At 64.5% G+C, this 23050-nt stretch carries 22 protein-coding genes; 15 read left to right on the top strand and 7 right to left on the bottom strand.

Annotation, left to right across the window (positions count from 1 at the left end):
* Positions 1-5: 5 nt before the first annotated feature.
* The 3 genes from AABQ55_RS12440 to AABQ55_RS12430 form a co-directional block, all read right to left on the bottom strand.
* Complete coding sequence (locus AABQ55_RS12440; protein WP_272805235.1) at positions 6-1151, bottom strand: ABC transporter ATP-binding protein; 1146 nt, start codon at positions 1149-1151, stop codon at positions 6-8.
* Between the two features lie 379 nt (positions 1152-1530).
* Positions 1531-2460 (bottom strand): PfkB family carbohydrate kinase, encoded by a 930-nt coding sequence (locus tag AABQ55_RS12435; protein WP_272805234.1) that lies wholly within the window; start codon positions 2458-2460, stop codon positions 1531-1533.
* Positions 2461-2463: 3 nt separating this feature from the next.
* Positions 2464-3264: a class I fructose-bisphosphate aldolase gene (locus tag AABQ55_RS12430; protein ID WP_272805233.1), complete on the bottom strand. Its 801-nt coding sequence runs from the start codon at positions 3262-3264 to the stop codon at positions 2464-2466.
* 212 nt (positions 3265-3476) lie between these two features.
* Here AABQ55_RS12430 and AABQ55_RS12425 point away from each other — a divergent pair, with 212 nt between their 5' ends.
* On the top strand, positions 3477-4238 hold the full coding sequence (locus AABQ55_RS12425; protein WP_244765711.1) for a DeoR/GlpR family DNA-binding transcription regulator: 762 nt from the start codon (positions 3477-3479) through the stop codon (positions 4236-4238).
* A gap of 11 nt (positions 4239-4249) precedes the next feature.
* Here the strand turns inward: AABQ55_RS12425 and AABQ55_RS12420 are convergent, their stop codons facing one another.
* Positions 4250-5062 carry a sugar phosphate isomerase/epimerase family protein gene (locus AABQ55_RS12420; RefSeq protein WP_272805232.1) on the bottom strand — a complete coding sequence of 271 codons (813 nt, stop codon included), beginning with the start codon at positions 5060-5062 and terminating at the stop codon, positions 4250-4252.
* 269 nt (positions 5063-5331) lie between these two features.
* On the opposite strand from AABQ55_RS12420, the gene AABQ55_RS12415 reads away from it, so the two are divergent.
* Both AABQ55_RS12415 and AABQ55_RS12410 read left to right on the top strand, forming a co-directional pair.
* On the top strand, positions 5332-6480 hold the full coding sequence (locus AABQ55_RS12415; protein ID WP_272805231.1) for a Gfo/Idh/MocA family protein: 1149 nt from the start codon (positions 5332-5334) through the stop codon (positions 6478-6480).
* Positions 6477-7457, top strand: a complete 981-nt coding sequence (locus AABQ55_RS12410; protein ID WP_272805230.1) for an alpha/beta hydrolase — start codon at positions 6477-6479, stop codon at positions 7455-7457. The genes AABQ55_RS12415 and AABQ55_RS12410 overlap by 4 nt, the downstream gene beginning before the upstream one ends.
* Here the strand turns inward: AABQ55_RS12410 and AABQ55_RS12405 are convergent.
* Positions 7438-8472, bottom strand: coding sequence for a LacI family DNA-binding transcriptional regulator (locus AABQ55_RS12405; RefSeq protein WP_272805229.1), 1035 nt, complete (start codon positions 8470-8472; stop codon positions 7438-7440). The genes AABQ55_RS12410 and AABQ55_RS12405 overlap by 20 nt on opposite strands.
* A gap of 328 nt (positions 8473-8800) precedes the next feature.
* Here AABQ55_RS12405 and AABQ55_RS12400 point away from each other — a divergent pair, with 328 nt between their 5' ends.
* From AABQ55_RS12400 to AABQ55_RS12390, 3 genes are all read left to right on the top strand, one after another.
* Positions 8801-10048, top strand: a complete 1248-nt coding sequence (locus AABQ55_RS12400; RefSeq protein ID WP_244765716.1) for an ABC transporter substrate-binding protein — start codon at positions 8801-8803, stop codon at positions 10046-10048.
* An 87-nt stretch (positions 10049-10135) separates the two neighbouring features.
* Positions 10136-11074 carry a carbohydrate ABC transporter permease gene (locus tag AABQ55_RS12395; RefSeq protein WP_272805228.1) on the top strand — a complete coding sequence of 313 codons (939 nt, stop codon included), beginning with the start codon at positions 10136-10138 and terminating at the stop codon, positions 11072-11074.
* A 5-nt stretch (positions 11075-11079) separates the two neighbouring features.
* Positions 11080-11928 carry a carbohydrate ABC transporter permease gene (locus tag AABQ55_RS12390; protein WP_244765718.1) on the top strand — a complete coding sequence of 283 codons (849 nt, stop codon included), beginning with the start codon at positions 11080-11082 and terminating at the stop codon, positions 11926-11928.
* Between the two features lie 112 nt (positions 11929-12040).
* Here the strand turns inward: AABQ55_RS12390 and AABQ55_RS12385 are convergent, their stop codons facing one another.
* Positions 12041-13267 carry an ROK family transcriptional regulator gene (locus AABQ55_RS12385; RefSeq protein WP_272805227.1) on the bottom strand — a complete coding sequence of 409 codons (1227 nt, stop codon included), beginning with the start codon at positions 13265-13267 and terminating at the stop codon, positions 12041-12043.
* A gap of 44 nt (positions 13268-13311) precedes the next feature.
* Positions 13312-14196, bottom strand: a complete 885-nt coding sequence (locus AABQ55_RS12380) for a sugar phosphate isomerase/epimerase family protein (RefSeq protein ID WP_272805226.1) — start codon at positions 14194-14196, stop codon at positions 13312-13314.
* Between the two features lie 496 nt (positions 14197-14692).
* Here AABQ55_RS12380 and AABQ55_RS12375 point away from each other — a divergent pair, with 496 nt between their 5' ends.
* The 9 genes from AABQ55_RS12375 (at position 14693) to AABQ55_RS12335 (ending at position 23047) form a co-directional block, all read left to right on the top strand.
* A complete protein-coding gene (locus AABQ55_RS12375; RefSeq protein WP_272805225.1) occupies positions 14693-15649 on the top strand; it encodes an AraC family transcriptional regulator in 957 nt (318 codons plus the stop codon).
* A gap of 231 nt (positions 15650-15880) precedes the next feature.
* On the top strand, positions 15881-17314 hold the full coding sequence (locus tag AABQ55_RS12370) for an extracellular solute-binding protein (protein ID WP_272805224.1): 1434 nt from the start codon (positions 15881-15883) through the stop codon (positions 17312-17314).
* Between the two features lie 107 nt (positions 17315-17421).
* On the top strand, positions 17422-18303 hold the full coding sequence (locus AABQ55_RS12365; RefSeq protein WP_244765723.1) for a carbohydrate ABC transporter permease: 882 nt from the start codon (positions 17422-17424) through the stop codon (positions 18301-18303).
* Positions 18303-19139, top strand: coding sequence for a carbohydrate ABC transporter permease (locus AABQ55_RS12360; RefSeq protein WP_272807449.1), 837 nt, complete (start codon positions 18303-18305; stop codon positions 19137-19139). The genes AABQ55_RS12365 and AABQ55_RS12360 overlap by 1 nt, the downstream gene beginning before the upstream one ends.
* A gap of 3 nt (positions 19140-19142) precedes the next feature.
* Positions 19143-19379 carry a DUF2160 family membrane protein gene (locus AABQ55_RS12355; protein WP_272805223.1) on the top strand — a complete coding sequence of 79 codons (237 nt, stop codon included), beginning with the start codon at positions 19143-19145 and terminating at the stop codon, positions 19377-19379.
* Between the two features lie 32 nt (positions 19380-19411).
* Positions 19412-20455, top strand: coding sequence for an NAD(P)-dependent alcohol dehydrogenase (locus AABQ55_RS12350; protein ID WP_272805222.1), 1044 nt, complete (start codon positions 19412-19414; stop codon positions 20453-20455).
* A 9-nt stretch (positions 20456-20464) separates the two neighbouring features.
* Entirely contained in the window at positions 20465-21526 is a 1062-nt protein-coding gene (locus AABQ55_RS12345; protein WP_272805221.1) for an ABC transporter ATP-binding protein, read from the top strand.
* Between the two features lie 13 nt (positions 21527-21539).
* The gene (locus tag AABQ55_RS12340; protein WP_272805220.1) at positions 21540-22310 is read left to right on the top strand and encodes an SDR family NAD(P)-dependent oxidoreductase; all 771 of its coding nucleotides are present in this window, start codon (positions 21540-21542) and stop codon (positions 22308-22310) included.
* Positions 22311-22321: 11 nt separating this feature from the next.
* The gene (locus AABQ55_RS12335; protein WP_244765728.1) at positions 22322-23047 is read left to right on the top strand and encodes an SDR family oxidoreductase; all 726 of its coding nucleotides are present in this window, start codon (positions 22322-22324) and stop codon (positions 23045-23047) included.
* The last annotated feature ends 3 nt before the right edge of the window (positions 23048-23050 follow it).

The following is a 23050-nucleotide window of genomic DNA, read 5'->3' as shown; positions in this document are numbered from 1 at the left end:
CTCGCTCACAGGGCCGCATGGGTTTGCAGGTTGAAGAAGTGCAACTTGGCCGGATCTATGGCGAGATCGATACGCTCGCCGGCCTTGATGGCGCTGGTGGCCTCGAACCGTGCGACCGCATTGGCGGCACCGCTCAGGTCCTCCACCGCGTCCGGATCCCCGGAATCGACGCGGGTCGCCTCAATCTTCAGATGCACGATCAACTCCGAGCCGAGCTCCTCGATCGTTCTCACCACAGCGGGAATGGTCGGATAGGCCGCGCCCGACGGCAGGCGGCTGTCGTAGAGGTCTTCGGGACGGATGCCGAAAACAACGGGCTTGCCGTCGAAGGCCGAAAGGCCGGGAACCCGCTCCCGGACACTTGCCGGCAACGGAACGGAAAAGTCTGGAAGGCGGATCGACCCGCCTTCCAGACGCCCTTCGAAAAGGTTCATCGAGGGAGAACCGATGAAGCCTGCGACGAACGCGTTGACCGGCTTGTGGTAGAGCGCCTTCGGCGTGTCCACCTGCTGCAGCACGCCGCCCTTCAGCACCGCCACGCGGTCGCCCATGGTCATTGCCTCGGTCTGGTCGTGGGTGACGTAGATGGTCGTCACGCCCAGCTGGCGCTGCAGGCTGGCGATCTCGGCGCGCATCTGCACACGCAGCTTGGCATCGAGGTTCGACAGCGGCTCGTCCATCAGGAAGGCGGCGGGCTCGCGCACCATCGCGCGGCCCATCGCCACGCGTTGGCGCTGGCCGCCGGAAAGCTGCGCCGGCTTGTTCTGCAGCAATGTCTCGAGCTGCAGGATCTTGGCGATTTCGCTCACCCGCCGGGAGCGTTCCGCCTTGTCCTTTCCTGCCAGCTTCATCGAGAAGGCGATGTTGTCGAAGACGGTCATGTGCGGATAGAGGGCGTAGCTCTGGAACACCATGGCGATGTCGCGATCCTTCGGCGGCAGATCCACGACGTCCTGATCGCCGATGCTCAGCGTGCCGCTGGTGATATCCTCCAGGCCCGCGATCATGCGCAGCGCCGTCGATTTTCCGCAGCCGGACGGCCCCACCAGGATCAGGAACTCCCCGTCGTGAATCGTCAGGCTCAGGTCCTTGATCGCATGGTAATTGTTTCCGTAGGTCTTGCAGATCCTGTCCAGCACAACCACAGCCACGTCGCATCCTCCCCGCACCGTCCCCAAACACCGGCCGGCCGCCTCCACCGCCGCCATCCGGTTTTCGACAGAAGGTTCAGGACTGATTGCCAAAGTCAAGACGAAAAACGGGAAACAAGACCGCTCAGAAATCAACACATCAGAACAATACATTGATAATAAATAATTATTTACATGATAAAAGTTTATTTGCGTGACATATTATTTTTTAACGCGCGTAATTTTATAGTGCTGGGAAATCGTCTTCCCCCAGCCGGCGGAGACGCCATGGCAGCGCTCGCCACGGCACCGAGCCGCTGGCTGCCAACTATCGATGAAACGACTGAAGCACTTCAACGCGGTTGCGGACGCAAACCGCTCCGCACTTTTGCAGGAAGGCTCAGGCCTGGAGGGGCACAGGTACAGGCGCGTGCTCGCCCGCCATCCAGGAAAGGCACATGGCCCTGTCCGGCAGCCCCCTGCGGCCGCCATGCGAGGTCACCGAGATGGCCGCCGCCGTTGCGGCAAAGATCACGCAATCAAGCGGACTGCCGCCCTCCGCCAGCGCCAGAGCGTAGGCACCATGGAAGCAATCCCCGGCACCGGTCGTGTCCACGGCCTGCACCCTATAGGCCGGCACATGCCAGAAGACCGGATCGCCCCTTTGCCGCAGGTAACTGCCGCGCTCGCCGTCGGTGAGCACCACGGCCGACCGATCAGGCGACCAGAGCGCTTCGAGGAGAACCTGCGGGTCGTCCTCTTTCAGGCAGGACCTGGCGAACGCGATCGGCAGCACGAGATGATCGGCGAGCGACAGGATCCGGTCGCTTGCCGAGCCTGTCGTCCATTCGATATCGGCCACGATCGAAAGGCCACTGCGGCGCGCCCGCACGACCACCGCTTCCGAATGGACGGCATAACCGTCGATGAGCAGAACCGGCGCCTGGGCAAGCACGGCGTCCGGCAGATCGGGCGACGTGCCGTGCAGCACGTCGTCGTCATAGGCTATGAAACGCTCGCCGTCCGGCCCGACCGTGATGACCGACCGGATGGGCGCGGCATCGGCGTGGCGAGGCGCAAATCCCGTGCTGACGCCCTGGCGCTCCAGTTCGCGTCCGCCGACATCCTCGGGCGGGTTGCCGAGCCAGCCGATGAAGGCCGCACGCCCGCCGAGGCGGGCAACCGCGACGAGGGCGGTGGCGACGTTGCCGCCGTGGTCGCAAACGCGTTTCGTCACCTTTCCCTTCCCGGCGCAAAGCGGGCGATCGACATAGAGGATGTCGTCGACCGCAAGAGCGCCGAAGCCCAGGACGTCAAAGGCGCTCGCCACGGATCATGCCCCGGCGGCGGCCAGCGCCTCCTCCGGCCTCATGCCGGCGTGAATGACGAGCTTGAAGGCCTGCGCGGCTTTCGTCGCGTCGCCGTGGCCCCAGAGGTTGCGGCCCACCACGGCGCCCCGCGCGCCGGCCCGCAGCGCATCCGAGGCCTGCTGCAGCGCGCCGAGCAGCGTGTCGGTCTTCGGCCCGCCGGCAATGACAACCGGGATGGGGCATGTGGCGACCATTTCGCGGAAGGACTCGAAGTCGCCGGTATAGCCGACCTTGACCACGTCGACACCCGTCTCGTAGCCGATGCGGACCGCATAGGCGATTTCATCTGGCGTGAAGACGATCTTGCCGCCGTCGGCGAAATCGCGCGGATAGATATGGGCGACGACGGGCATTTCGAAGCGCGCAGCGGCGTTTACCGTGTCGGTCAGCCAGCGGATATACTCGCCCTCCGTGTTGCCGCGAACCGGAATGGCGACGGCCAGCGCATCCGCCCCGTAGCGCACCGCATCCTCCGGGGTGGCGATGAGCTGGCGAATCCGGTCGTCGGCCGTGAAGCAGCCGGCCTGGATGACCAGCGCGGCCTTGCCGGCATAATCGGACCACAGATGGCGGGCGGCGCCCGGCTGGATGCTGACATAGTCGGGGCCGCCTGCCATCACGCGGCGCAGCGCGCCCGGAAGGTCCGCCAGGCCCCCCTCCCGCACATTTCCGTAACCGACGAAATGATCGACCGCGCCGCCGAACAGGTTGCCCGAGGGGTTTGAGAACAGGCGAGAAAGGCGAATTTTGGTTCCGAGACCCATAGCAAAGGCTCCTCCGTATCTGCTGACGCGGACCCTAACTCGAAAGCAAAACAACCTTCAATATTTCGAATTCTTTCATTTCGATATTAGCAGGCGATTTTTTATGCGCTATAATGATGCCTTCTGGATGAGAATGCGGCTGCAGGGAAAAATGCTGGCAAATCATCTTTTGAATTTCGAAACCAAGTGCGGAACGGCAGACGGAACGAGTTATGCTTGCAGAACAGCGACGCCAGCAGATCCTGATCGAGCTTCAACGCATTGGACAGGCCCGCACGCGCCAGCTCGCTGACCTGTTCGGCGTGTCGGAAGTCACGATCCGCTCCGACCTCGACATCATGGACGCCAGGAAGCTGCTGATAAAAACCCACGGCGGCGCCATCGCCCTGCCGGCGGATTCGCCCGCAGCCGCCTTCGAGGAGCGCATGCAGCGCAACTTCGATGCCAAGCGGCGCATCGCCCAGATGGCCGCCCGCCAGATCATCGACAACCAGTCGATCGTCTTCGACAGCGGCTCCACCCTGCTCCAGGTCGCCATGCAGATGCCGCCGGTGAAGAATGTCGTGGTGGCCACCACGGCCATGAACATCGCCCAGCACCTCATGTACCGCCCGGGCCTCGATGTGCACATGATCGGCGGCCGCGTGTTCCCGAGCACGGTCAGCACGATCGTTTCGGACTCCGACAAGGCGCTCGGCGGCCTCGTCGCGCACCAGGCCTTCGTCAGCGCGCACGCAATCGATCCGTCCTTCGATGTGGTGGACGTCTCGGAGGACATCGCCCGCACCAAGCGCAATCTGGTGCGCATGGCGCGCCGCGTCGTGCTGGTCGCCGATTCGAGCAAATGGGACATCGGCGCCTCGTCGAAGGCATTCTCCCTTTCCCGCGTCGACCTCATCATCACCGACAGCAACATGCCGCACGGCATCCGCCATCGCCTCGAGAAGCTCGGCGTCGAGGTCCGCTACGCCTGACGTGGCGCCGCTCAGTATCCGAGCGCGCGCAGCGTCTCGCGGTTGGCGCGGACGGCGGCGGCAGGGTCCTGCCCGGCCGCGTCGGATTCCTCCTCGACGACGATCCAGCCGTTGAAACGCGGCGCGTCGCGCACCGTCTCGATCACCGCGCGCACGTCACAGGCACCCGCCCCCAGCATGGCCCAGATGCCTTTGGCATCGACATCCTTCAGGTGCACGTACCGGATGCGGTCGCGGAACGCCGCAAGCGTATCGTCCATGCGCTGGCCGCCGCGCAGGATATGGCCCGTATCCGGCACCCAGCCGACCTCAGGATCGAGACGGACAAAGAGCGCATCATAATCCTCGCGCGTGAAAAGCAGCGTATTGTGATGCGAGGAGGGATGCACCGCCACGGCGACCCCGGCCGCCCGGCCGATCTCTGCCGCGCGGTTGTAGCACTCGGCCGCGACCTCGAACTTGTCTGCGCGCGCGCCGGAAGAAACCACCGTCGCCGATCCCATCGAAACGAGCGCGCCGGGGAAATGCGCGGCGAAATCCACCCAGCGCCTTGCCGTGTCGAGATCCGGGGCGATCCGGTCCGGCAGGGTGAAGCCGCTGGACGAGCCGAAGGCGAAAGACACGAGGCTGAGCCCCGCATCCGCGAGCGTGCGGGCGAAAGCTTCGGGCCTGCCGGCATAATCGCCGATCATGGTGTCGGTGATCTCGATGCCGGAATAGCCGCCGGCGGCAATTGCCCGCACCAGGTCGTCCGGACCGCCGGTCCAGGCCTTGCCGAGCATTTCCCAGGTGAATGTCTGGCAGCCTATGTGAAGTTCGCTCATGACGGGGTCCTGACCTGTCCGTTGATCGTCGCGTCGAGACACGGGAGGCGCTCCTCGCAGTCACGGGCCACCCCGTCACCGACCGCGGGACCGGCCCGGAGACGACGGCGAAAACAGCCCGAACAGAGGGATGACGACGCCTCCCGACGTCTTGTCATTACGTAAGTTAAAATGTTATCGTGCGTCAACATACTTTGTTCTTTGCGTCCATAAACACGGCGCCGGATCTCGATTTTCCCTCAATGATAACAGCAGGATAAATTCTTCACATGGCACAGAAGGACGAACCGAAGCTCAAGATCGGCGTGGTGGGGTGCGGCAATATCTCACTTGCATACATGCGCAACGCCGCGCTTTTCCGCGGCGTCGAGATCACGGCCTGCGCGGACCTCGATAGCGAGGCTGCTGGGCGCCGTGCCGAGGCGTTCGGGCTGCGCGCCACGGATGTCGATTCCCTCATCGACGACGAGGATATCGACCTTGTCCTCAACCTGACCATTCCCGCTGCGCATTTCGACGTTTCGATGCGCGCGCTTTCGGCCGGCAAGCATGTCTTCACGGAAAAGCCGCTCGGCGTGACGGCCGACGAGGGCCGCAAGCTGGTCGATGCGGCGGCTTCCAGGGGGCTTGCCATCGGTTCGGCGCCGGACACCTTCCTCGGCGCCGCCGGACGGCATGCCCGCCGCCTGATGGAAGCGGGCGCCATCGGCAAACCCGTCACCGGCACCGCCTTCATGATGGGCCGCGGAATGGAGCACTGGCATCCCGACCCGAGCTTCTACTACCAGCCCGGCGCCGGCCCGGTGATGGACATGGGACCCTACTACCTCACCATGATGGTCAACCTCATGGGGCCGGTGCGCCGGGTGCAGGCCGTCGCCACCAGCGGCCAGGAGGAGCGCCTCATCACCGCCGACGGCCCCAAGAAGGGCACATCCTTCAAGGTCGGCACGCCGACCAGCCTGCTCTCGCTCCTGGAATTCGAATGCGGCGCGACCGTCACCTTCGGCGCCTCCTGGGACGTGTTCCGCCACTCCAATCATCCGATCGAGCTGCACGGCACGGAAGGGTCGCTGCGCCTGCCCGATCCGGACAATTTCGGCGGGGTTGTCGCCCTGTCGCGCCACGGCGCGCCGTGGGAGGAAACGGATACGGCGGGCGCGCTGTTCGGTGCCGTCAACTGGCCAATCGCGCTGCCGGATCGCGCCAACTACCGCATGCTGGGCCTGGCGGACCTCGCCCGGTCCATCGTCGAGGGACGGGCGCCCCGTGCCTCCGGCACGCTGGCGCTGCACGTGCTCGAAGTCATGGAGGCAATCCTGCGCGCCGGGGAGACCGGCGTCGGGCAGACGATTGCCGGCAAGACGGAACAGCCGCGCGAACTGCGCGAGGACGAAGCGCGGAGCCTCTTGGCATGACCGGCCTCGACCCGTCCGCCGCGCGCGCCCTCGCCTGGCCGGGCGAACCGGAAAAACCCGTCGAGGACTGCACTCCCGAGGAGGCACGCAGGCAATATCTCGATGGTTTCGCCAGCAAGCAATGGCCGCCGGAAACCGTCGGCGAGACGATCGAGCGGCATGTGCGCGGCATCCGGGTGAAGATCTGGCGCGGTCGCGGCGCACCGCCGGACGCCGCACCCGCCCTGCTCTACCTGCACGGCGGCGGCTGGGTGATCGGCGCGCCGGAGACGCACGAGGATATCTGCCGCGTGCTTGCCAATGCGGCAGATGCCGTGGTTGTCTCCCCGGACTACCGCCTGGCCCCCGAGCACCCCTTCCCGGCAGCCATCGAGGATTGCGCGGCCACCCTCATCTGGATGCACGCGGAGGCTGCCGGCCTCGGCATCGATCCGGCCCGCATTCTCGTCGCCGGCGACAGTGCCGGCGGCAATCTGGCCGCCGTGACGGCGCTCATGGCGCGGGACGGACAGGTTCCGGCCGTGATCGGCCAGGTGCTGATCTATCCTGTCACGGATCAGGGCCAGGCCTCGGACAGCTACCGCCGCTATGCCGCCGATTTCGGCCTGACCGCGGAGGCCATGCGCTGGTTTCGCGACCACTACCTGCCGGACGAAGCCAGCCGGATGACCTGGCAAGCCTCGCCGCTCCATGCTCCCTCGCTGCACGGCCTTGCGCCGGCCTTCGTCGTGCTGGCCGGCCATGACGTACTGTTCGACGAGGGGCTGGCCTATGCCCGGCGCCTGGAGGCGGAAGGGAGCGCATGTTGCCGCGTCTGGCCGGGGCAGATCCATGGATTCGTCTCGATGGGGCGTGCCATCCCGGAAGCCCGCGAGGCGCTGGACGCGATCGCCGCGGCGTGGCGGGGGATGGATCCCCGCCTCGGCGCCGGCGCCCGGCCGCCCCGGCCCGTGGACCTCAGGCAGACTCCCGCATGACGAGGGTCGCCTCGAGGATCACCCGGGGCGTTGCCCCCTTGCGGTCGGCCCCGTCGTCCTCGATGCATTTCAACAGGAGCTCGACGGCCCTGGCCGCGATTTCGGGGGCGTTCTGCGCCATCGTGGTCAGCGACGGGCATGTGTAGCGGCTGAGCGGATGGTCGTCGTGGCCGGCGATGCGGATATCGCAGCCTTCCGCACGCCCGATCCTCAACCCGGAGGCGAAGGCGGCCGCCATCGCGCCAAAGGCGAAGCGGTCATTGGCGCACAGCAGCGTCTTTCCCGGCAGCCCGCCCCTTGCAAGCATGCGCTGCATCTGCTCGTAGCCGAGCCGCTCGAACTCCCAGGACGGCGCCGATTCGCACTCGATCACGAGCGGCTCATGCCCTTCGCGGAGCATCGTCGCGCGATAACTTTCCGTCCGTTCGCCGGCATTGACCATCATGTGCGGCACGTCGAGGAATACGGGAGGTTCGCCCGAGCGACACAGGTACTGCACGATCGCCGCCACGCTCTGCATGTTGTCATTGCCCACGAAAGGCAGGTCGAAGGCCGACGGGCTGTCGAAGCAGACGACCGGGATGGCGTCGGTCAGGCGGCCGAGGGCCGAGCGGCGGGAGCCGGCCCCGAGCGGCGCGACGATCGCACCCGCCACCTTGAGCGAGAGGAGCGTCCGCACCGCCTCCTCCTCGAGCTCGGGCCGCGTGTGGGAGGACAGCTGGACCGGCCAGAATCCCTTGGCACGCAGTTCCAGCTCGATAAGCGAAACCACCTGCACGTAGAACGGGTCGGACATGCTGGGCACGAGAATGCCGATATTCTTCGTCCGCTTGCGGTTCAGATGCCTGGCAAAGAGGTTGGGCTCGAAGTTCGACTTCTTCAGCGCGGCCTCGATGCGCTTGCGCGTCACCTCCTTGATCTGCGTCGGGTCGTCGAAATATTTCGACAATGTAGGACGCGACACGCCGCAGGCAGCGGCAAAATCGTCCATTGATCTGTAAGTCTTTTTGGCCATTCCAATCCTCATTGCGGGGCGGCACCTGACAATCTCGCATCATAGGCCGTAACGCCGCAAGGGGTGCAGAATTGCCGCTGCAGCAGCGAACTTTCGTTTGTTTACGAAAGTAAAGAAAAAACACATCACAGGCAACAGAAACCGCAACAGGAAGTTCACGCGCGCAAAATTTTTTTTACCTTTAAAATCATCACCTTGATCTATTTTATATGCCATTCACTACGCATTTCATAGCAAGCCCCGTTGACAGTCGGATCGTTCCGGCAGCCTACTCACGGCACGATCTTGGGAGAGGATCGATCACCTGAAAGTCTAACGGGAGGCAGACATGAATTTCAGAAAGCTCAGCAAGACTCTGAAGGCCGCCGCGGCGGTCTGGGCGCTCTGCGCCGCCTCGGCCTTTGCCGACACCACCATCGAGTTCATCCAGTGGTGGGAGCCCGAAATGCCCGCCGGCGCCCTGCGCGGCATCATGGACGATTTCGAGGCGAAGAATCCCGGCATCAAGGTGACGCTCGTCAGCGGTCCCTATGCCACGACCCGCGACCAGATCGTCGTCGGCGCCGCCTCCGGCACGCTCAGCGATGTGGTGGGCCTTGACGGCGCCTGGGTCAACGGCCTCTCGAAGCAGGGCGCCATCGCGTCCATGGACGAGCTGATGGAGAAGGCCAACTACGACAAGAGCCAGATCGCCGACATCGTCAAGGTCGACGGCAAGAGCGTGATGTTCCCGCTGGCCTCCTTCGTCTATCCGGTGTTCGTCAACATGGACATCGCCGCGGCGGCGGGCGTCGAGACGATGCCGTCGACGCGCAGCGAATTCGCCGAAGCCGCCAAGAAGATGACCGACGCCTCGAAGAACCAGTACGGCTGGGTGCTGCCGCTGTCGCTGCAGTCACCGAGCGGCATTCAGAACGACGTCATGTCCTGGGTCTGGTCGTCCGGCGCCTCGATGATGAAGGACGGCAAGCCGGATCTCGAGAACGAGGCCGTCGTCGGCACGCTGGAATATATCGAGAAGCTGAACAAGGACGGCGTGATTTCCCCCGGCATCTTCGCCAAGAAGGAGCAGGACAAGGTCGAGGAGTTCGTCAACGGCCGCGTCGGCATGATGGTCGACACGCTCGCCCACGTGAACCTGATCCGCGAACGTAACCCGAAGCTGAATTTCAGCATTTCCGCCCTGCCCGCCGCCGACGGTTACACCGGCAAGCGCGGCATGCCCTATGCCTCCTGGGGCATCGGCATCAGCGAGGGCAGCGCCCACAAGGAAGAGGCCTGGAAGCTGGTCGAGTTCCTGATGAGCCCGGAGGTCAACGGCCGCCTCGTCTCCATCGCCAACGCCTTCCCGGGCAACGTCCACGCCAAGCCCGATTTCGTGACCTCCGACCCGATCTTCGCGGAAGCCTTCAAGATCTACCAGAGCGGTTACCCGGCTAATGAATTCGTCGGCCTTCCGGTCGCCGAGGAGCTGATGCGCAACATGAATGTCGAGCTGCAGAAGATGTTCGACGGCGGCCAAAGCGCCAAGGACGCCGCAGCCAACACGCAGAAGGCCTGGCTCGCCAAGTTCTAAGCCGGCACACGCTCAACGACACCGGCAGCGCCGATTGCGCCCTGCCGGTGTCCGTCGTCAATTTTCGGCAGATCGGACAATCCCGCCATGAACCGTTCCATTACGGCCCTGGCCCCAGCGCCGCGCAAGGCAGGCAAGAAGGGCAGGCTTAGCTACAAAACGCTCCGCAAGCTGGTGCCGTATCTCTACGTGACCCCGGCCACGCTTCTCCTGGTCCTGCTGATGCTCTTCCCGATGGCGATGGTGCTGCGCTACTCGCTGATGGACGGCGCCATCATGAAGCGGGACGCCGCGTTCGCCGGGCTTCAGAACTACATCACCATCTTCCAGAACCCGGTCTTCTGGCAATCGTTGTACCAGACGCTCTACTTCACCATCATGAGCGTGGTCTTCCATTTCGTCCTCGGGCTTGCCTTCGCGCTGCTGCTCAACACCAATCGGGTGAATCCGACGATCCGCAGCATCCTGCGCGTCCTCTTCATCCTTCCCTGGCTGTTCACCGCCGTCATCATCGCCATCATCTGGCGCCTTCTGCTCGACCCGAACGGCGTCGTCAACAGCGTGCTGATGGCCTTGCATATCATCAGCTCCAAGGTGGAATGGTTCTCGTCCACCAGCACCGCGATCCATGCCCTGACCTTCGCCAACATCTGGGCGGGCTATCCGCTCTTCATGGTCAGCCTGCTCGCCGGCCTCCAGGGCATATCGAAGGAACTCTACGAGGCGGCCGGCATCGACGGCGCCAACGAATTGCAGAAGTTCTGGTACATCACCATTCCGCAACTGATGCCGATCATCATCAGCATTTCCCTGCTCGACTTCATCTGGACCATGCAGGTATTCCCGCTCGTCTGGATGACGACCGGCGGCGGGCCGATCTACGCGACGGAAATGCTCTCCACCTTCACCTACAAGCTCGCTTTCGCCCAGTACGAGTTTTCGCTGGCATCGGCGAGCGCCATCGTCATCCTCATCATCTCGATGAGCGTGACGTATTTCTACATCAAGCACCAGCAGCGCAGGTAGATGGCATGGCAAGAAAACGGTCCTTCAAGAACTCGGTCCTGCCGACGCTTCTCACCTATGCCGGCCTGGCCGTCGGCCTGGTCTTCGCGGCCTTCCCGATCGTCTGGATGGTCTTCAGCTCCCTGAAGTCCAACACGGAGATCTTTGCCCTGCCGCCAAGATTGCTGCCGGACGACTTTACGATTTCGGCCTATCTGACGATCTTCAACGATCCGACGAAAGTGCGCTTCTTCATCAACAGCTACTTCGTTGCCGGCGTCGTGACGGTGCTGACGCTCTTCATCGCGATCCTCACCGCCTACGGCTTCAGCCGCTATTCGTTCCGCTTCAAGAACACGCTGAACATCTTCATCATCAGCACGCAGACGGTGCCGCCGATCACCCTGCTCATCCCCTATTTCGGCATGGTGGTGGCGTTCCGGATCTTCGACACCTATCTGGCGCTGATCCTCACCTACCTGGTCTTCACCCTGCCCTATGCCGTGCTGTTGATGACGGGCTATCTGAACACGCTGCCGAAGGAGCTCGACGAGGCGGTACTGGTCGATGGCGGTTCGAGCTGGACGGCGCTGTGGCGGGTGATCGTTCCGGTATCGACGCCGGGCATCGTCGCGACCGCGGTCTATACGTTTCTGCTCTCCTGGAACGAATTCCTCTTCGCCCTCACGCTGACCAAGTCGATGGATCTGAGAACCGTGCCCATCGGAATCCAGCTTCTCATGGGACAACATGCCTTCGAGTGGAACGAGATGATGGCCATGAGCGTGCTCGGATCGCTTCCGCTGCTCGTGTTGTATCTGGTCGCCCAGCGCTACTTCCTGGCCGGCATGACGGCGGGATCGGTCAAAAGCTGAAAGGCCGGCGATGTCCACGGTCGATGCCCGGAGCATGTGGACACGCCCGCATGCCATCGCCACGGCTCCGGACGAAGACCGTTTCAAGGATCGCTTTTCGCCGCACCGTTGATCATGCCGGCGGTGCAGGCTCGTGAAGCGGCGACGGTTCCGCGAGCCGGGGGCTCTCCTCGTTCGAGAGGTAGCGCTGGTGCAGCATGCAGGCTGCGCCGAAAGCGGGGCCGATCGTCTCGTCGTCGTTCGTTTCGATCGCCGGCAGCGGAAAGCTCGCTTCCTGCATGGCCTGGATGTAGTGGAGCACACGCGCCGCCATCAGCGGGTAGAGCGCGGCGACCGAGCCGCCGAGCACGATGCGGTCGGCATCGATCATGCGGCAGGCCTGGATGAGGCCGAAGGCCAGGGCTCGGGCCCATCGCTCCGCGATCGCGACGGCACCCGGCACGCGGTCGCGCACATCGGCGAGAAAGGCGGCGAATGTCGGCTCGCCGGCCGGCGCGGTCGACCGGTAGTCCGTCAGGATGCATTCGAGCCCGAGCACCTCCTCGAGGCTCCGCTCGGGCGCATCCCCGCCCTGCACCCGCAGGTGGCCGATTTCGCCGGCAAGGCCATGCGCGCCGCGGAAAAGACTGCCGTCGACGATGATGCCGCCGCCGACGCCGCTTTCCATGACGAGGAAGAGCGCAACCCCGGAATGGGGCTCGCTGCGGCCATAGGAGGCGCCGATGGCAAAGGCGTTCGCATCGTTCTCCACCAGAACCGGAAGCGGCACCGGCAGGGCGGCGCGCACGAGATCGGCAAGCTGCACGTTCTCCCAGCCCAGCAGCGGCGCCACGCGGACGCGGCCATGGCGGTCCATCTGCGCGGGCGCCGCCACCCCGATGCCCTCGCACCGCTCCAGCCGCTCGGGCGACAGGGATTCGAACGCCCTTCCGACAGCCTGCGCCACGGCGGTCCCGACATCGGTGGAGGCGCCCGCGAAGGGAACGGCGTTGGCGCTGACGATCCGCGAGGCGAGATCGATCTCGACGGTGGTGATGTGCTCCACGCCGATCTCGACCCCCAGGAACACCGCCGCCTCGGGCACGAGTTCGATCAGGATGCCAGGCCTGCCGGCATGGGCGTGCAGGCCGCGCGCCTGCGCGAGGGCGCCGACTTCGCGCACGAGCCCCTCCTGAGTCAGGCCCGCGACGATGTGGCCGGACGACGAGCGGTTCAGTCCGAGAAAGCGGGCCAGCTCGGCGCGGCTGAGCCGCCTGAACCGATGCAGGGCCCGCATGGCCGCCAGCTCGTTGCGCTGGCGGGTGGCGCGCGAAGCGCCGATTGCACCCACGTCACTCACGGGCACCCCTCCTTGCCCACGGCACGTCCCGCATGTTCCGTCCCTCAGGCGCGGGCGTTGGTCGCGCGGCGGCGCCTCGCCTCGTCCATCTTGAGGTCGATGAAGCGCCTTGCATGCTGCGCCAGCGGCATGTTGTCGGTCCAGGTGTCGCGCCAGATCGCGCAGGCGAGCGACAGGCTCTCGTCGACGACGGCGCTCGAAAAGGATTCGAAGGTGATGTCGCGCCCGTAGTCTATGTCCAGCAAGGCGTCGAATATCCGGTCGAAGTCGATGACGCCGTCGCCGAGATAGCCACGATTGCTCTCGCCTATGTGGAAGTAGCCGATCCTGTCGCCGGCAAGCCGGATGGCCGCCGCCGGGTTCGCCTCCTCGATGTTCATGTGGAAGGTATCGAGGTGGAGGCGGACATGGTCCGAACCGGTCTGCGCGATGAAATCGAGCCCCTGCGCGGTGGTGTTGAGAAGGTTGGTCTCGAAGCGGTTGACGATTTCGAGCACGAGGTCGACGCCGGCCGACCGGGCGATGTCCGCCGTTCTGGCGATCGCCGCGACGCTGTTGTCCCAGCCCGCCCTGGACGGCATGCGCGCGTATTTCGCATGGGCCGAATAGAGGATGCCGCCAAGCTTGCTGCCGCCGATATCCCGCACGACCCTGACCGCATCGGCCAGCATCCTTTCCCCGGCCTTCACCGTTTCCGGATCCTCGCTCGACACGTCATGGCTGAAGGGTAGCCCCATGGTGACCGCGATGTCGAGGTCGAGCGATCCTGCCCGCCTGGCCAGCCGGTCGAGATCGAATTTCTCGGGGCGGAGATAGGCGAACTCGATCAGCTTGTAGCCGCAGGACGCCGATTTCTCCATCGCGTCCTCGAGCATGGCCTGCGTCTGACCGCCTGTCCATACGAAGGAATGAATACCCAGCCGCCCCATGACGCCTCCCCCGGCCCGATGGTCTTGCCATTTATGTTGCTTTATGCAACAAATATATCTCGCCTTCGACTGTCAAGAGGCTTTTGCAAAGCGGAATCGAAGGGTATTCGACGGAATGGACTGAGTTGGCGAACTCTTCTGCGCTGCAAAAATCGTGTTTTGCACCAGCGAAGACTTTAAATCCGGCCCGGATGTGCCCGTTCGAGATTGATGTTGACAGCATTTTTATTCGTGAATTAATTCGTAGTATTATGCAACATATAGGCTGCTCCAGTGCCGGAACCGGAGCGGGAAATGCGCGAACGGCCCTTCGGAGGCTGACGTTCCCTTCTCGCGGAGGACTTCCGGGCATCGCGGCTGTTCGGCGGCGATCCGGCGCGGGCGGTACGGAAGGGATTTGCCGGCAGGAGTGCCGACCGGGGCACGGGGGCTGCGGGATATGACGGCCGGCCGGTCGACAGGGTCACGGACTGGGCCGTGTTGGAGGAGGAGCGCGATGAAGGCGGATTTACGGATCGTTCCCGATTTCGAGATGATCATTTGCCCGCCCGCGGAATCCTTCCGCTGGAACATGCACGACTATCCCTATTTCGGGGCCAAATGGCACTACCACCCCGAATACGAGCTGCATCTGACGCGCTCCACCTCCGGCGTGATGATGGTTGGCGACTATATCGGCGAGTTCGAGCCGGGCTGCCTGGTGCTCACCGGGCCGAACGTGCCGCACAACTGGGTCAGCGACATCGAGCCCGGCAAGCTGGTGCGCAATCGCGACATGTTGATCCAGTTCACCGCGGAATGGGCAAACCGGGTGACGGCCCTCTGCCCGGAACTCGGCTGCATCCGCCCCCTGTTCGAGGATGCGGTCTACGGCGTGGAATTCCGCGGGGCAACGGCGATGGCCGGCCGGCGCCTGCTTGCCCAGATGGGATCGGCGCGCGGCGCCGAGCGCATCGTGCTCTTCCTGCAGCTGATGATTACGCTCGCCGGCGATCCGGCCGACCGGCGCCGGCTTTCGCGCCTCGCGCCCGCCGCAACGCAGGTCGAGCCGCCGCCGGAGCTGGATTCGGCGATGCGCTACGTGCTGGAAAACTACAGCCAGCAGATCGACCTTGCCGCGGTGGCGCGCCATTGCCGGCTCGAGCCGCAGGCCTTTTCCCGCCTGTTCAAGCGCCAGACGGGCCATACCTTCGCGCGCTATGTCATCCTTGCGCGCATCTATGCCGCCTGCTCGCTGCTGACCCAGACCTACCGGCCGATCACCGACATCTGCTTCGACGTGGGCTTCAACAACATCGCCAACTTCAACAGGCAGTTCTTCAAGATCTGCGGGCGGACGCCATCCGACTACCGGCGCAACGCCCACAAGATCGGCACCGACTCGCGTCCCGATCCCTTCCGGGAAATCCGCGCCTATTCCGCCGGCATGACCGCCGTCGGCGGAAAAGTATAGGTCGGCCGCAAACCGCGCGTGGCAGCGTTTTTTAGCCAGCACTACTCTTGGCGCACGCTCATGGGAATTGCTTCTCGGGACGGAGCCTGAGCCGAAATCCCCTGATCGCAGACGAAGCCGCCGGACACGGGAGGAGCCGTGTGACCGGATGCTTCGGGCACCGTCCGGAATGCCGGACGCCAACAGCCCTGCCGGAACCGTCGGCGGGCGGGATCATTCAAGGAGGAGTGTATGATCAGGAAATCTGGAATTGGACTGGCGGCCCTCACGCTCGGCCTGCTGGCGAGCGTGATATCCGCAAAAGCCGACTTCTGGTCGGATGCCGGCGCGAAATACCAGGGCGTCGTGCTGCACGGCGTCACCGAGAGCACGCCGCCGTCGAACTACATCAAGGACGTGCTGGCACCGGAATTCGAGAAGAAGACCGGCATCAAGGTCGAGATCGAGACGACCTCCTGGGACCAGATGTACGACAAGGCCATCAAGGACATGGAAGCCAAGACCGGCATCTATGACATGGTCTATATCGAGCAGGACATCATCTACGCCTATCTCGCACGCAACTTCCTGGTCAACATCACCCAGTCGCTCAAGGACGATGCGTCGCTGAAGTCGCCGGATTTCGACGAGACGCATTTCACGACCTTCGCCAACTACTTCAAGAACGCGGACGGCGATCTCTTCGGCGTGCCGATGGAGGCCTTCATCAAGGTCTATCTCTACCGGACCGACCTCTTCAACGACCCGAAGATCCAGGAGGCCTTCAAGGCCGAGACCGGCAAGGACCTGAAGCCTGCGACCACGCATGAGGAGTATACGCAGATCGCGGAATTCTTCACCAAATACGGCAAGGACAACGGCCTCGAACTGTGGGGCACGACGGCCCAGGCGCATACCGGCCATCCGGCGTCATGGTACGAGTTCTTCGAGTCGGTCGCGCCGACCTTCGGGGTCTACAACTGGGGCATCGACGCCGGCAACAACTATGCCGCGACGGTCGCGAACGGCGGTCAGATGAACAGCGACAAGGCCAAGGCCGCGCTGAAATACTGGCTGCACCTGCGCGACATCGCACCGCCGGAATCGGCCGCCTCGACCTGGACGGAAGTCGGCACCACGTTTGCCGCCGGCCGCGTCGCCCAGGGCCTCGTCTACGGCGAAAACGCCGCCTGGATCGCTTCCGATGCGGAAAAATCGCGGGTCGTGGGCAATGTGGGCGTGGCCCTGCCTCCGACGGATGCGGCGGTCCTGGAGGAAGTGAAAGGCGGCACCGGCTATCTCGGCTACTATGACGGCGGCGCCTTCGGCCTTCCGATCACCTCGAAGAACAAGGAGGCGGCCCTGCTCTTCCTGCAGTTCATCGGGCAGGATTCGGTACAGGCGGACTGGGCCGTCGCGGCGCCGCGCATCACCAACACCGCGACCTATGACGACCCCAAGGTCATCGAGATGGACAAGCAGCTGAACGGCTACTACTCGATGCTCAAGAACGAGGGCAAGCTGTTCGCCGGCGCGCCGCCCTTCCCGTTCCATGCGCAGGTCCGCGAAGCCACCGCGCCGATCTTCTACAGCATCCTGCTCGGCGAGATCGGCCCCGACGAAGGCCTCGACCAGATGGCGGCCAAGGCCGAAGAGGAACTGACCAACCTCGGCTATCGCAAGTAGCTCGGCAGAGCCTGCGTCCGGGCGGCACCTCCCAGGATCGCCGCCCGGACGCAGCCGTCTTCGCGGCAGGCCGCGGCCTGCTCCTGTTGCCTCGGGAGACCGCCTTCATGCGTTCGAACACGGTGGGCTGGCTGATGCTTGCCCCGACGATTGCGATCCTCGCCGTCTTCGGCATCGCGCCCTTCATCTACGTGCTCTACGTCGCCTTCCACCACTGGAACCCGTTCGGCGCGGACCCTCTCATGACCTATAACGGCGCGAACAATTTCCGCCGCCTGGTGTTCGACCGGGAATTCCTGCTGTCGATCGCCGTCACGATCAAGTTCGCCTTCTTCGCGGTCGTGAGCGAGATCATCCTCGGCTATCTGCTGGCGCAGCTGTTCATGCGCGAGTTTCCCGGCCGTGGCCTGTTCCGCACCGTCCACACGCTGCCGCTGATCGTGGCGCCCATCGTCGTCGGCTCCGTTTGGCGCCTGATGACCACGCCGTCGATCGGCATCATCCCCTACCTGCTCAAGACCTGGTTCGGCTACGACCTCAATATCGGCCGGGACGCCGGCGCCGCCTTCCTGCTCACCGTCATCATGGATATCTGGCACTGGACGCCGCTGGTGACGCTGACGCTGCTCGCAGCCCTCCTGTCCCTGCCCAAGGAGCCGTTCGAACAGGCCCAGATCGACGGGGCGAATCGCTGGCAGATCTTCTGGCACATCACCTTGCCGATGATCCGTCCCGCCATCCTCGCCACCGTCTTCATCCGCCTCATGGACGCGCTGCGCACCGTCGACGAGGTCTGGATGCTCACCTCCGGCGGGCCGGGCGCGGCGACCCGCTATGTCGGCCTGCACATCTGGAAGATCGTCTTCCCGAAGACGGATTACGGCTACGGCGCCGCCATATCGGTCATCGTCCTCTACCTGACGCTGGTCATGTGCTGGCTGCTCTATGTGGCGCTGGTCGCGCCGCGCCAGAAGAAGGAGGCGGAATGATGCGCCAGTCGAGCCCCGTCCTCTACCTCGTCTTCTGGATCCTGCTCAGCCTCCTGACGCTGTTTCCGATCTACTGGCTCTTCGTCATCTCGGTGAAGCCCGCGGTGGACCTGTTCACCACGCCGAGCCTGATCCTCGATACGGTCTACTGGAACAACTACGTCAAGGTGCTCTCCAACGAGACGATCCGCCGCTACATGTATAATTCGCTGGTCATCTCGACCAGCAATGCGGCGCTGGTCACCGTGCTTGCCTTCATGGCCTGCTATGCGCTGTCGCGCTTCGATCTCGCCGGCAAGGAAAACATCTTCTTCTGGACGATCACCAACCGCATGGCGCCCGCCGCCGTGTTCCTGCTGCCCTTCTTCCTGCTGTTCACCCAGGTCTTCACGATCGGCGACTGGAAGCTCTACGACACCAAGATCGGCATGGTGCTGCTCTACTGCACCTTCAACCTGCCCTTCGCGATCTGGACGCTCAGGCCCACCATGGACGGCATACCGAAGGAACTCGACGAGGCGGCGACGGTCGACGGCGCCACGACGTGGCAGGTCATCCACGAGGTGGTCTTCCCCCTCGCCCGGCCCGGCCTCGCGGTGACCTTCATCCTTACCTGGGTGTTCGCCTGGAACGAGTTCCTGCTGGCGGCCACGCTCACCAGCTTCAACGCCCGGACCATCACCACGGGCCTTTCGGAATACGTGACGACGACCGGCACCGAATGGGGCGCGATGGCCTCGATCGCCGTGATCACGCTGATTCCGGCGCTCATCATCTTCTCGATGGTGCAGCGTCACATCGTGGCGGGCCTCACCTTCGGCGCGGTCAAGGAGTAAGCCATGGAGCATCATGTCGACCCCGATACCGCCGAGGACCGCCAAACCGATCAAAGGCCGGCGCGGCGCACCGGCTTCCTGCCGATCAGGACGAACTGGTTCGACCGGCTCTTCGTCGGAATCTACCTGTTCGTCGCGCTGGAGCTGTTCTGGATGCGGTTCCTGGAACAGTCGATCCCGCTCACCGTCTGCCACGTCCTGGCGATCGCGCTCGGGGTGCTGATCGTCTGGCGCGGCTGAGGCATTTCCTCAAGCCAGGATGGAATGGAACGATGAAATCGCTTGTTCTCGAAGAAAGATTGAAGCTGTCGCTCAGGGATTTCCCGATCGAGCGCGAGGAGGTCCTGGGGCCGCGCGACGTGCGCATCAAGCTGCACACCGTCGGCATATGCGGCTCGGACGTGCACTACTATACCCATGGCGGCACCGGCGTCTTCCAGGTGAAGGCGCCGATGATCCTCGGCCACGAGGCCTCCGGGACCGTGATCGAGACAGGCCCGGACGTGACCGGCCTTGCGGTCGGCGACCGCGTCTGCATGGAGCCGGGCATTCCCGACCCCAACAGCCGCGCGACCCGGCTCGGCCTCTACAATGTGGACCCCGCCGTGCGCTTCTGGGCGACGCCGCCGATCCACGGCGTGCTGCGCCCCACCGTCGTCCATCCGGCCGATTTCACCTTCAAGCTGCCGGACAACGTCTCCTTCGCCGAGGCGGCGATGGTCGAGCCGCTCGCCGTCGGCGTGCACGCCGCCACCAAGGCGCAGGTGAAGCCGGGCGACATCGCGCTCGTCATCGGCGCCGGCCCGATCGGTCTCGTCACCGCGCTTTCGGCGCTCGCGGCGGGTTGCGCCCGCGTCTTCGTCAGCGATATCGACGATGCGAAGCTGGAGATCGCCGCAAAGCTTGGCGCGATCGTTCCGGTCAATGTCCAGCGACAGGACCTGGCGGCGGAGATCCTGAAGGCCACCGACGGATGGGGCGTCGAGATCGTCTTCGAATGCTCGGGCCATCCCAAGGGCGCGGAAGGCGTGTTCGATCCGCTCTGCCCCGGCGGGCGCGTCGTGTTCATCGGCTCGCAGGTGCATCCCGTCCAGTACGATGTCGGCAAGGCCATGGTGCGCGAGGCGCGCGTCGAGCATGTGTTCCGCTATGCGCATGTGTTCCCGCGCTGCGTCGCCATGCTGTCGTCCGGCGCGATCGACGTCAAGCCGCTGATCACCCGCAATTTCAGCTTCGACGAGAGCGTCGAGGCCTTCGAGATCGCCGCCGCCGCGCCGAAGGGCGAGGTGAAGATGCAGATCCTTCTGCCCCAATGAGGAAGACACATGGCTCAGGTCGCCGTCAGGAATGTCGTCAAGAAATACGGTAGTCTCCAGGTCATCCATGGGGTGAACATCGATATCGCCGATGGCGAGTTCGTCGTGCTCGTCGGCCCGTCCGGCTGCGGCAAGTCGACCCTGCTCAGGATGATCGCGGGGCTGGAAAGGATCTCCGGCGGCGAGGTCGATATCGGCGGGCGCGTGGTCAACGACGTCCTGCCCAAGGATCGCGACATCGCGATGGTGTTCCAGAACTACGCGCTCTATCCGCACAAGACGGTGGCCGAGAACATGGGCTTTCCGCTGAAGCTCAAGGGCCGGCCGAAGGACGAGATCGCCGCCAAGGTGAAAAAAGCCGCCGAGATCCTGGCGCTGGAAAAGCTGCTCGACCGCTATCCCAAGCAGCTTTCCGGCGGCCAGCGCCAGCGCGTCGCCATGGGGCGGGCGATCGTGCGCGATCCCCAGGTGTTCCTGTTCGACGAGCCGCTGTCCAACCTCGACGCCAAGCTGCGCGTGACCATGCGCGTCGAGATCAAGGAACTGCACCAGCGGCTGAAGACCACCACGGTCTATGTGACGCACGACCAGATCGAGGCCATGACCATGGCCGACAAGATCGTGGTGATGCGCGACGGCCATGTCGAGCAGATCGGCGCGCCGCTCGATCTCTACGACCGGCCCGCCAACACCTTCGTCGCCGGCTTCATCGGCTCGCCGGCGATGAACTTCGTGCTCGGCAGGCTCGAAGGCCGGGACGGCGAAACGGTGTTCGTCAGCGACCACGGCACGGTCCTGCCGGTGCCGGCCGGGACCGCGCCGCGCCCGGAACCCGTGGTCTACGGCATCCGCCCCGAGCATATCGACCTGCGCCCCGGCGGGATCGCCGCCACCATCTCCGTGCTGGAGCCCACCGGTTCGGAAACCCAGATCTTCGCGCGCATCGGCGAGGACCCGCTGAACGCCGCCGTGCGCGACCGCGTCGCATCAAGGCCTGGCGAGACGATCCCGCTCTCGATCGACAGCCAGCGCGTCCACCTCTTCGACCGCCAGAGCGGCAAGCGTATCTGAAAGGAGAAGTGCCGTGTTCTTCGAGAAATTCCGGATGGACGGCCAGGTCGCGGTGGTGACCGGCGGCGGGCGCGGCATCGGGCTTGCCTGCTGCGAGGCACTCGCCGAGGCCGGCGCCAAGATCGTCATCATCGACCGGGAGGACGCGATCGCCGAGGCCGGCAGGGAGGCCTTGGCGAAAAAGGGCCATGATGCCGACGCGCATGTGCTCGACGTGACCGATTCCGCCGCCGTCGGCCGCATCGCCGATGCGATCGTCGAGGCGCATGGCCGCGTCGACACGCTCGTCGCCAATGCCGGCATCGCCCGCACCGGGTTTGCCGCCGAGGACACGCCGGACGAGGTCTGGCTCAGCGTCAACGACGTCAACTACAACGGCGTCTTCTGGTGCTGCCGGGCCTTCGGCCGGCACATGCTGCGGGCCGGGCGCGGCGCGATCGTCAATATCGGCTCGATGTCTGGCTATATCGTCAACCGCCCGCAGATGCAGTCCTACTACAACGCCTCGAAGGCGGCGGTGCATCATCTCACCGCCTCGCTTGCCGCCGAATGGGCGGATCGCGGCGTGCGCGTCAACGCCGTCGCGCCGACCTATATCGAAACCGAGATGACCAGGACCGTGGTCGACAAGGCGATGATGGACATCTGGATCCGCGACACGCCGATGGGCCGCATGGGCCAGCCGCATGAAATCGCATCCGTCGTGCATTTCCTGGCCTCGGACGCGTCGAGCCTGATCACCGGCGCGACCGTGAAGGCGGATGCCGGTTTCACCTGCTGGTAAAGGAGGAAGACATGGATTTCACGGGCAAGCATGTGATCGTCACCGGCGCCGGCAAGGGCATCGGCAGGGCAACCGCCGTGATGCTCGCCCGGCGGGGCGCGAAGGTCGTGGCCCTGACACGCTCGGCCGCCGACCTCGAAAGCCTGGAAAAGGAGATCGGCTGCGTCCCGATCCCGGTCGATCTCGCCGATGCGGCGGCAACGCGCGCCGCAGCCCTCAAGGCGCTGCCGGCCGACTACCTGGTCAACTGCGCGGGCACGACCGAGCTCGAACCCTTCCTCGACGTCTCGGTCGAGAACTTCGACCTCCTCTATGCCGTCAACACCCGGGCGCCGATGATCGTGGCGCAGGAATATGCGCGCGACAGGGTGGGGAAAGGCGCAAAGGGTGCGATCGTCAACGTGTCGAGCGTCGCGGCCTTTGTCGGCATTCCCGACCACGCCGCCTACTGCGCCTCGAAATCCGGCCTCGACGGGCTGACGCGGGTGATGGCCAGGGAGCTCGCGCCGAAGGGCATCCGCGTCAACGGTGTGCACCCGACCGTCACCCTCACCCCCATGGCGGTCAAGGCCTGGAGCGACCCGGACAAGGCCGCCGGCATGCTTGGCCGCATTCCGGTCGGCCGCTTTGCCGACCCCGACGACATCGCCGAAGTCATCCTCTTCCTGCTGTCGGACGAGGCGGCGATGGTCAACGGCCTGTCGATGCCGGTCGACGGCGGCTACACGATCGCCTGAACC

The organism is Shinella sp. WSD5-1, from assembly GCF_963942435.1.
Lineage (GTDB): Bacteria > Pseudomonadota > Alphaproteobacteria > Rhizobiales > Rhizobiaceae > Shinella > Shinella yambaruensis.
This window is presented reverse-complemented; position numbering and strand designations above follow the sequence as displayed.

What these genes read in the sequence shown, in the direction of transcription:
- AABQ55_RS12430 (WP_272805233.1), bottom strand. Translation starts at nt 3,264, where the DNA reads ATGGGTCTCGGAACCAAAATTCGCCTTTCTCGCCTGTTCTCAAACCCC.
- AABQ55_RS12425 (WP_244765711.1), top strand. Translation starts at nt 3,477, where the DNA reads ATGCTTGCAGAACAGCGACGCCAGCAGATCCTGATCGAGCTTCAACGC.
- AABQ55_RS12420 (WP_272805232.1), bottom strand. Translation starts at nt 5,062, where the DNA reads ATGAGCGAACTTCACATAGGCTGCCAGACATTCACCTGGGAAATGCTC.
- AABQ55_RS12415 (WP_272805231.1), top strand. Translation starts at nt 5,332, where the DNA reads ATGGCACAGAAGGACGAACCGAAGCTCAAGATCGGCGTGGTGGGGTGC.
- AABQ55_RS12410 (WP_272805230.1), top strand. Translation starts at nt 6,477, where the DNA reads ATGACCGGCCTCGACCCGTCCGCCGCGCGCGCCCTCGCCTGGCCGGGC.
- AABQ55_RS12405 (WP_272805229.1), bottom strand. Translation starts at nt 8,472, where the DNA reads ATGGCCAAAAAGACTTACAGATCAATGGACGATTTTGCCGCTGCCTGC.
- AABQ55_RS12400 (WP_244765716.1), top strand. Translation starts at nt 8,801, where the DNA reads ATGAATTTCAGAAAGCTCAGCAAGACTCTGAAGGCCGCCGCGGCGGTC.
- AABQ55_RS12395 (WP_272805228.1), top strand. Translation starts at nt 10,136, where the DNA reads ATGAACCGTTCCATTACGGCCCTGGCCCCAGCGCCGCGCAAGGCAGGC.
- AABQ55_RS12390 (WP_244765718.1), top strand. Translation starts at nt 11,080, where the DNA reads ATGGCAAGAAAACGGTCCTTCAAGAACTCGGTCCTGCCGACGCTTCTC.
- AABQ55_RS12380 (WP_272805226.1), bottom strand. Translation starts at nt 14,196, where the DNA reads ATGGGGCGGCTGGGTATTCATTCCTTCGTATGGACAGGCGGTCAGACG.
- AABQ55_RS12375 (WP_272805225.1), top strand. Translation starts at nt 14,693, where the DNA reads ATGAAGGCGGATTTACGGATCGTTCCCGATTTCGAGATGATCATTTGC.
- AABQ55_RS12370 (WP_272805224.1), top strand. Translation starts at nt 15,881, where the DNA reads ATGATCAGGAAATCTGGAATTGGACTGGCGGCCCTCACGCTCGGCCTG.
- AABQ55_RS12365 (WP_244765723.1), top strand. Translation starts at nt 17,422, where the DNA reads ATGCGTTCGAACACGGTGGGCTGGCTGATGCTTGCCCCGACGATTGCG.
- AABQ55_RS12360 (WP_272807449.1), top strand. Translation starts at nt 18,303, where the DNA reads ATGCGCCAGTCGAGCCCCGTCCTCTACCTCGTCTTCTGGATCCTGCTC.
- AABQ55_RS12355 (WP_272805223.1), top strand. Translation starts at nt 19,143, where the DNA reads ATGGAGCATCATGTCGACCCCGATACCGCCGAGGACCGCCAAACCGAT.
- AABQ55_RS12350 (WP_272805222.1), top strand. Translation starts at nt 19,412, where the DNA reads ATGAAATCGCTTGTTCTCGAAGAAAGATTGAAGCTGTCGCTCAGGGAT.
- AABQ55_RS12345 (WP_272805221.1), top strand. Translation starts at nt 20,465, where the DNA reads ATGGCTCAGGTCGCCGTCAGGAATGTCGTCAAGAAATACGGTAGTCTC.
- AABQ55_RS12335 (WP_244765728.1), top strand. Translation starts at nt 22,322, where the DNA reads ATGGATTTCACGGGCAAGCATGTGATCGTCACCGGCGCCGGCAAGGGC.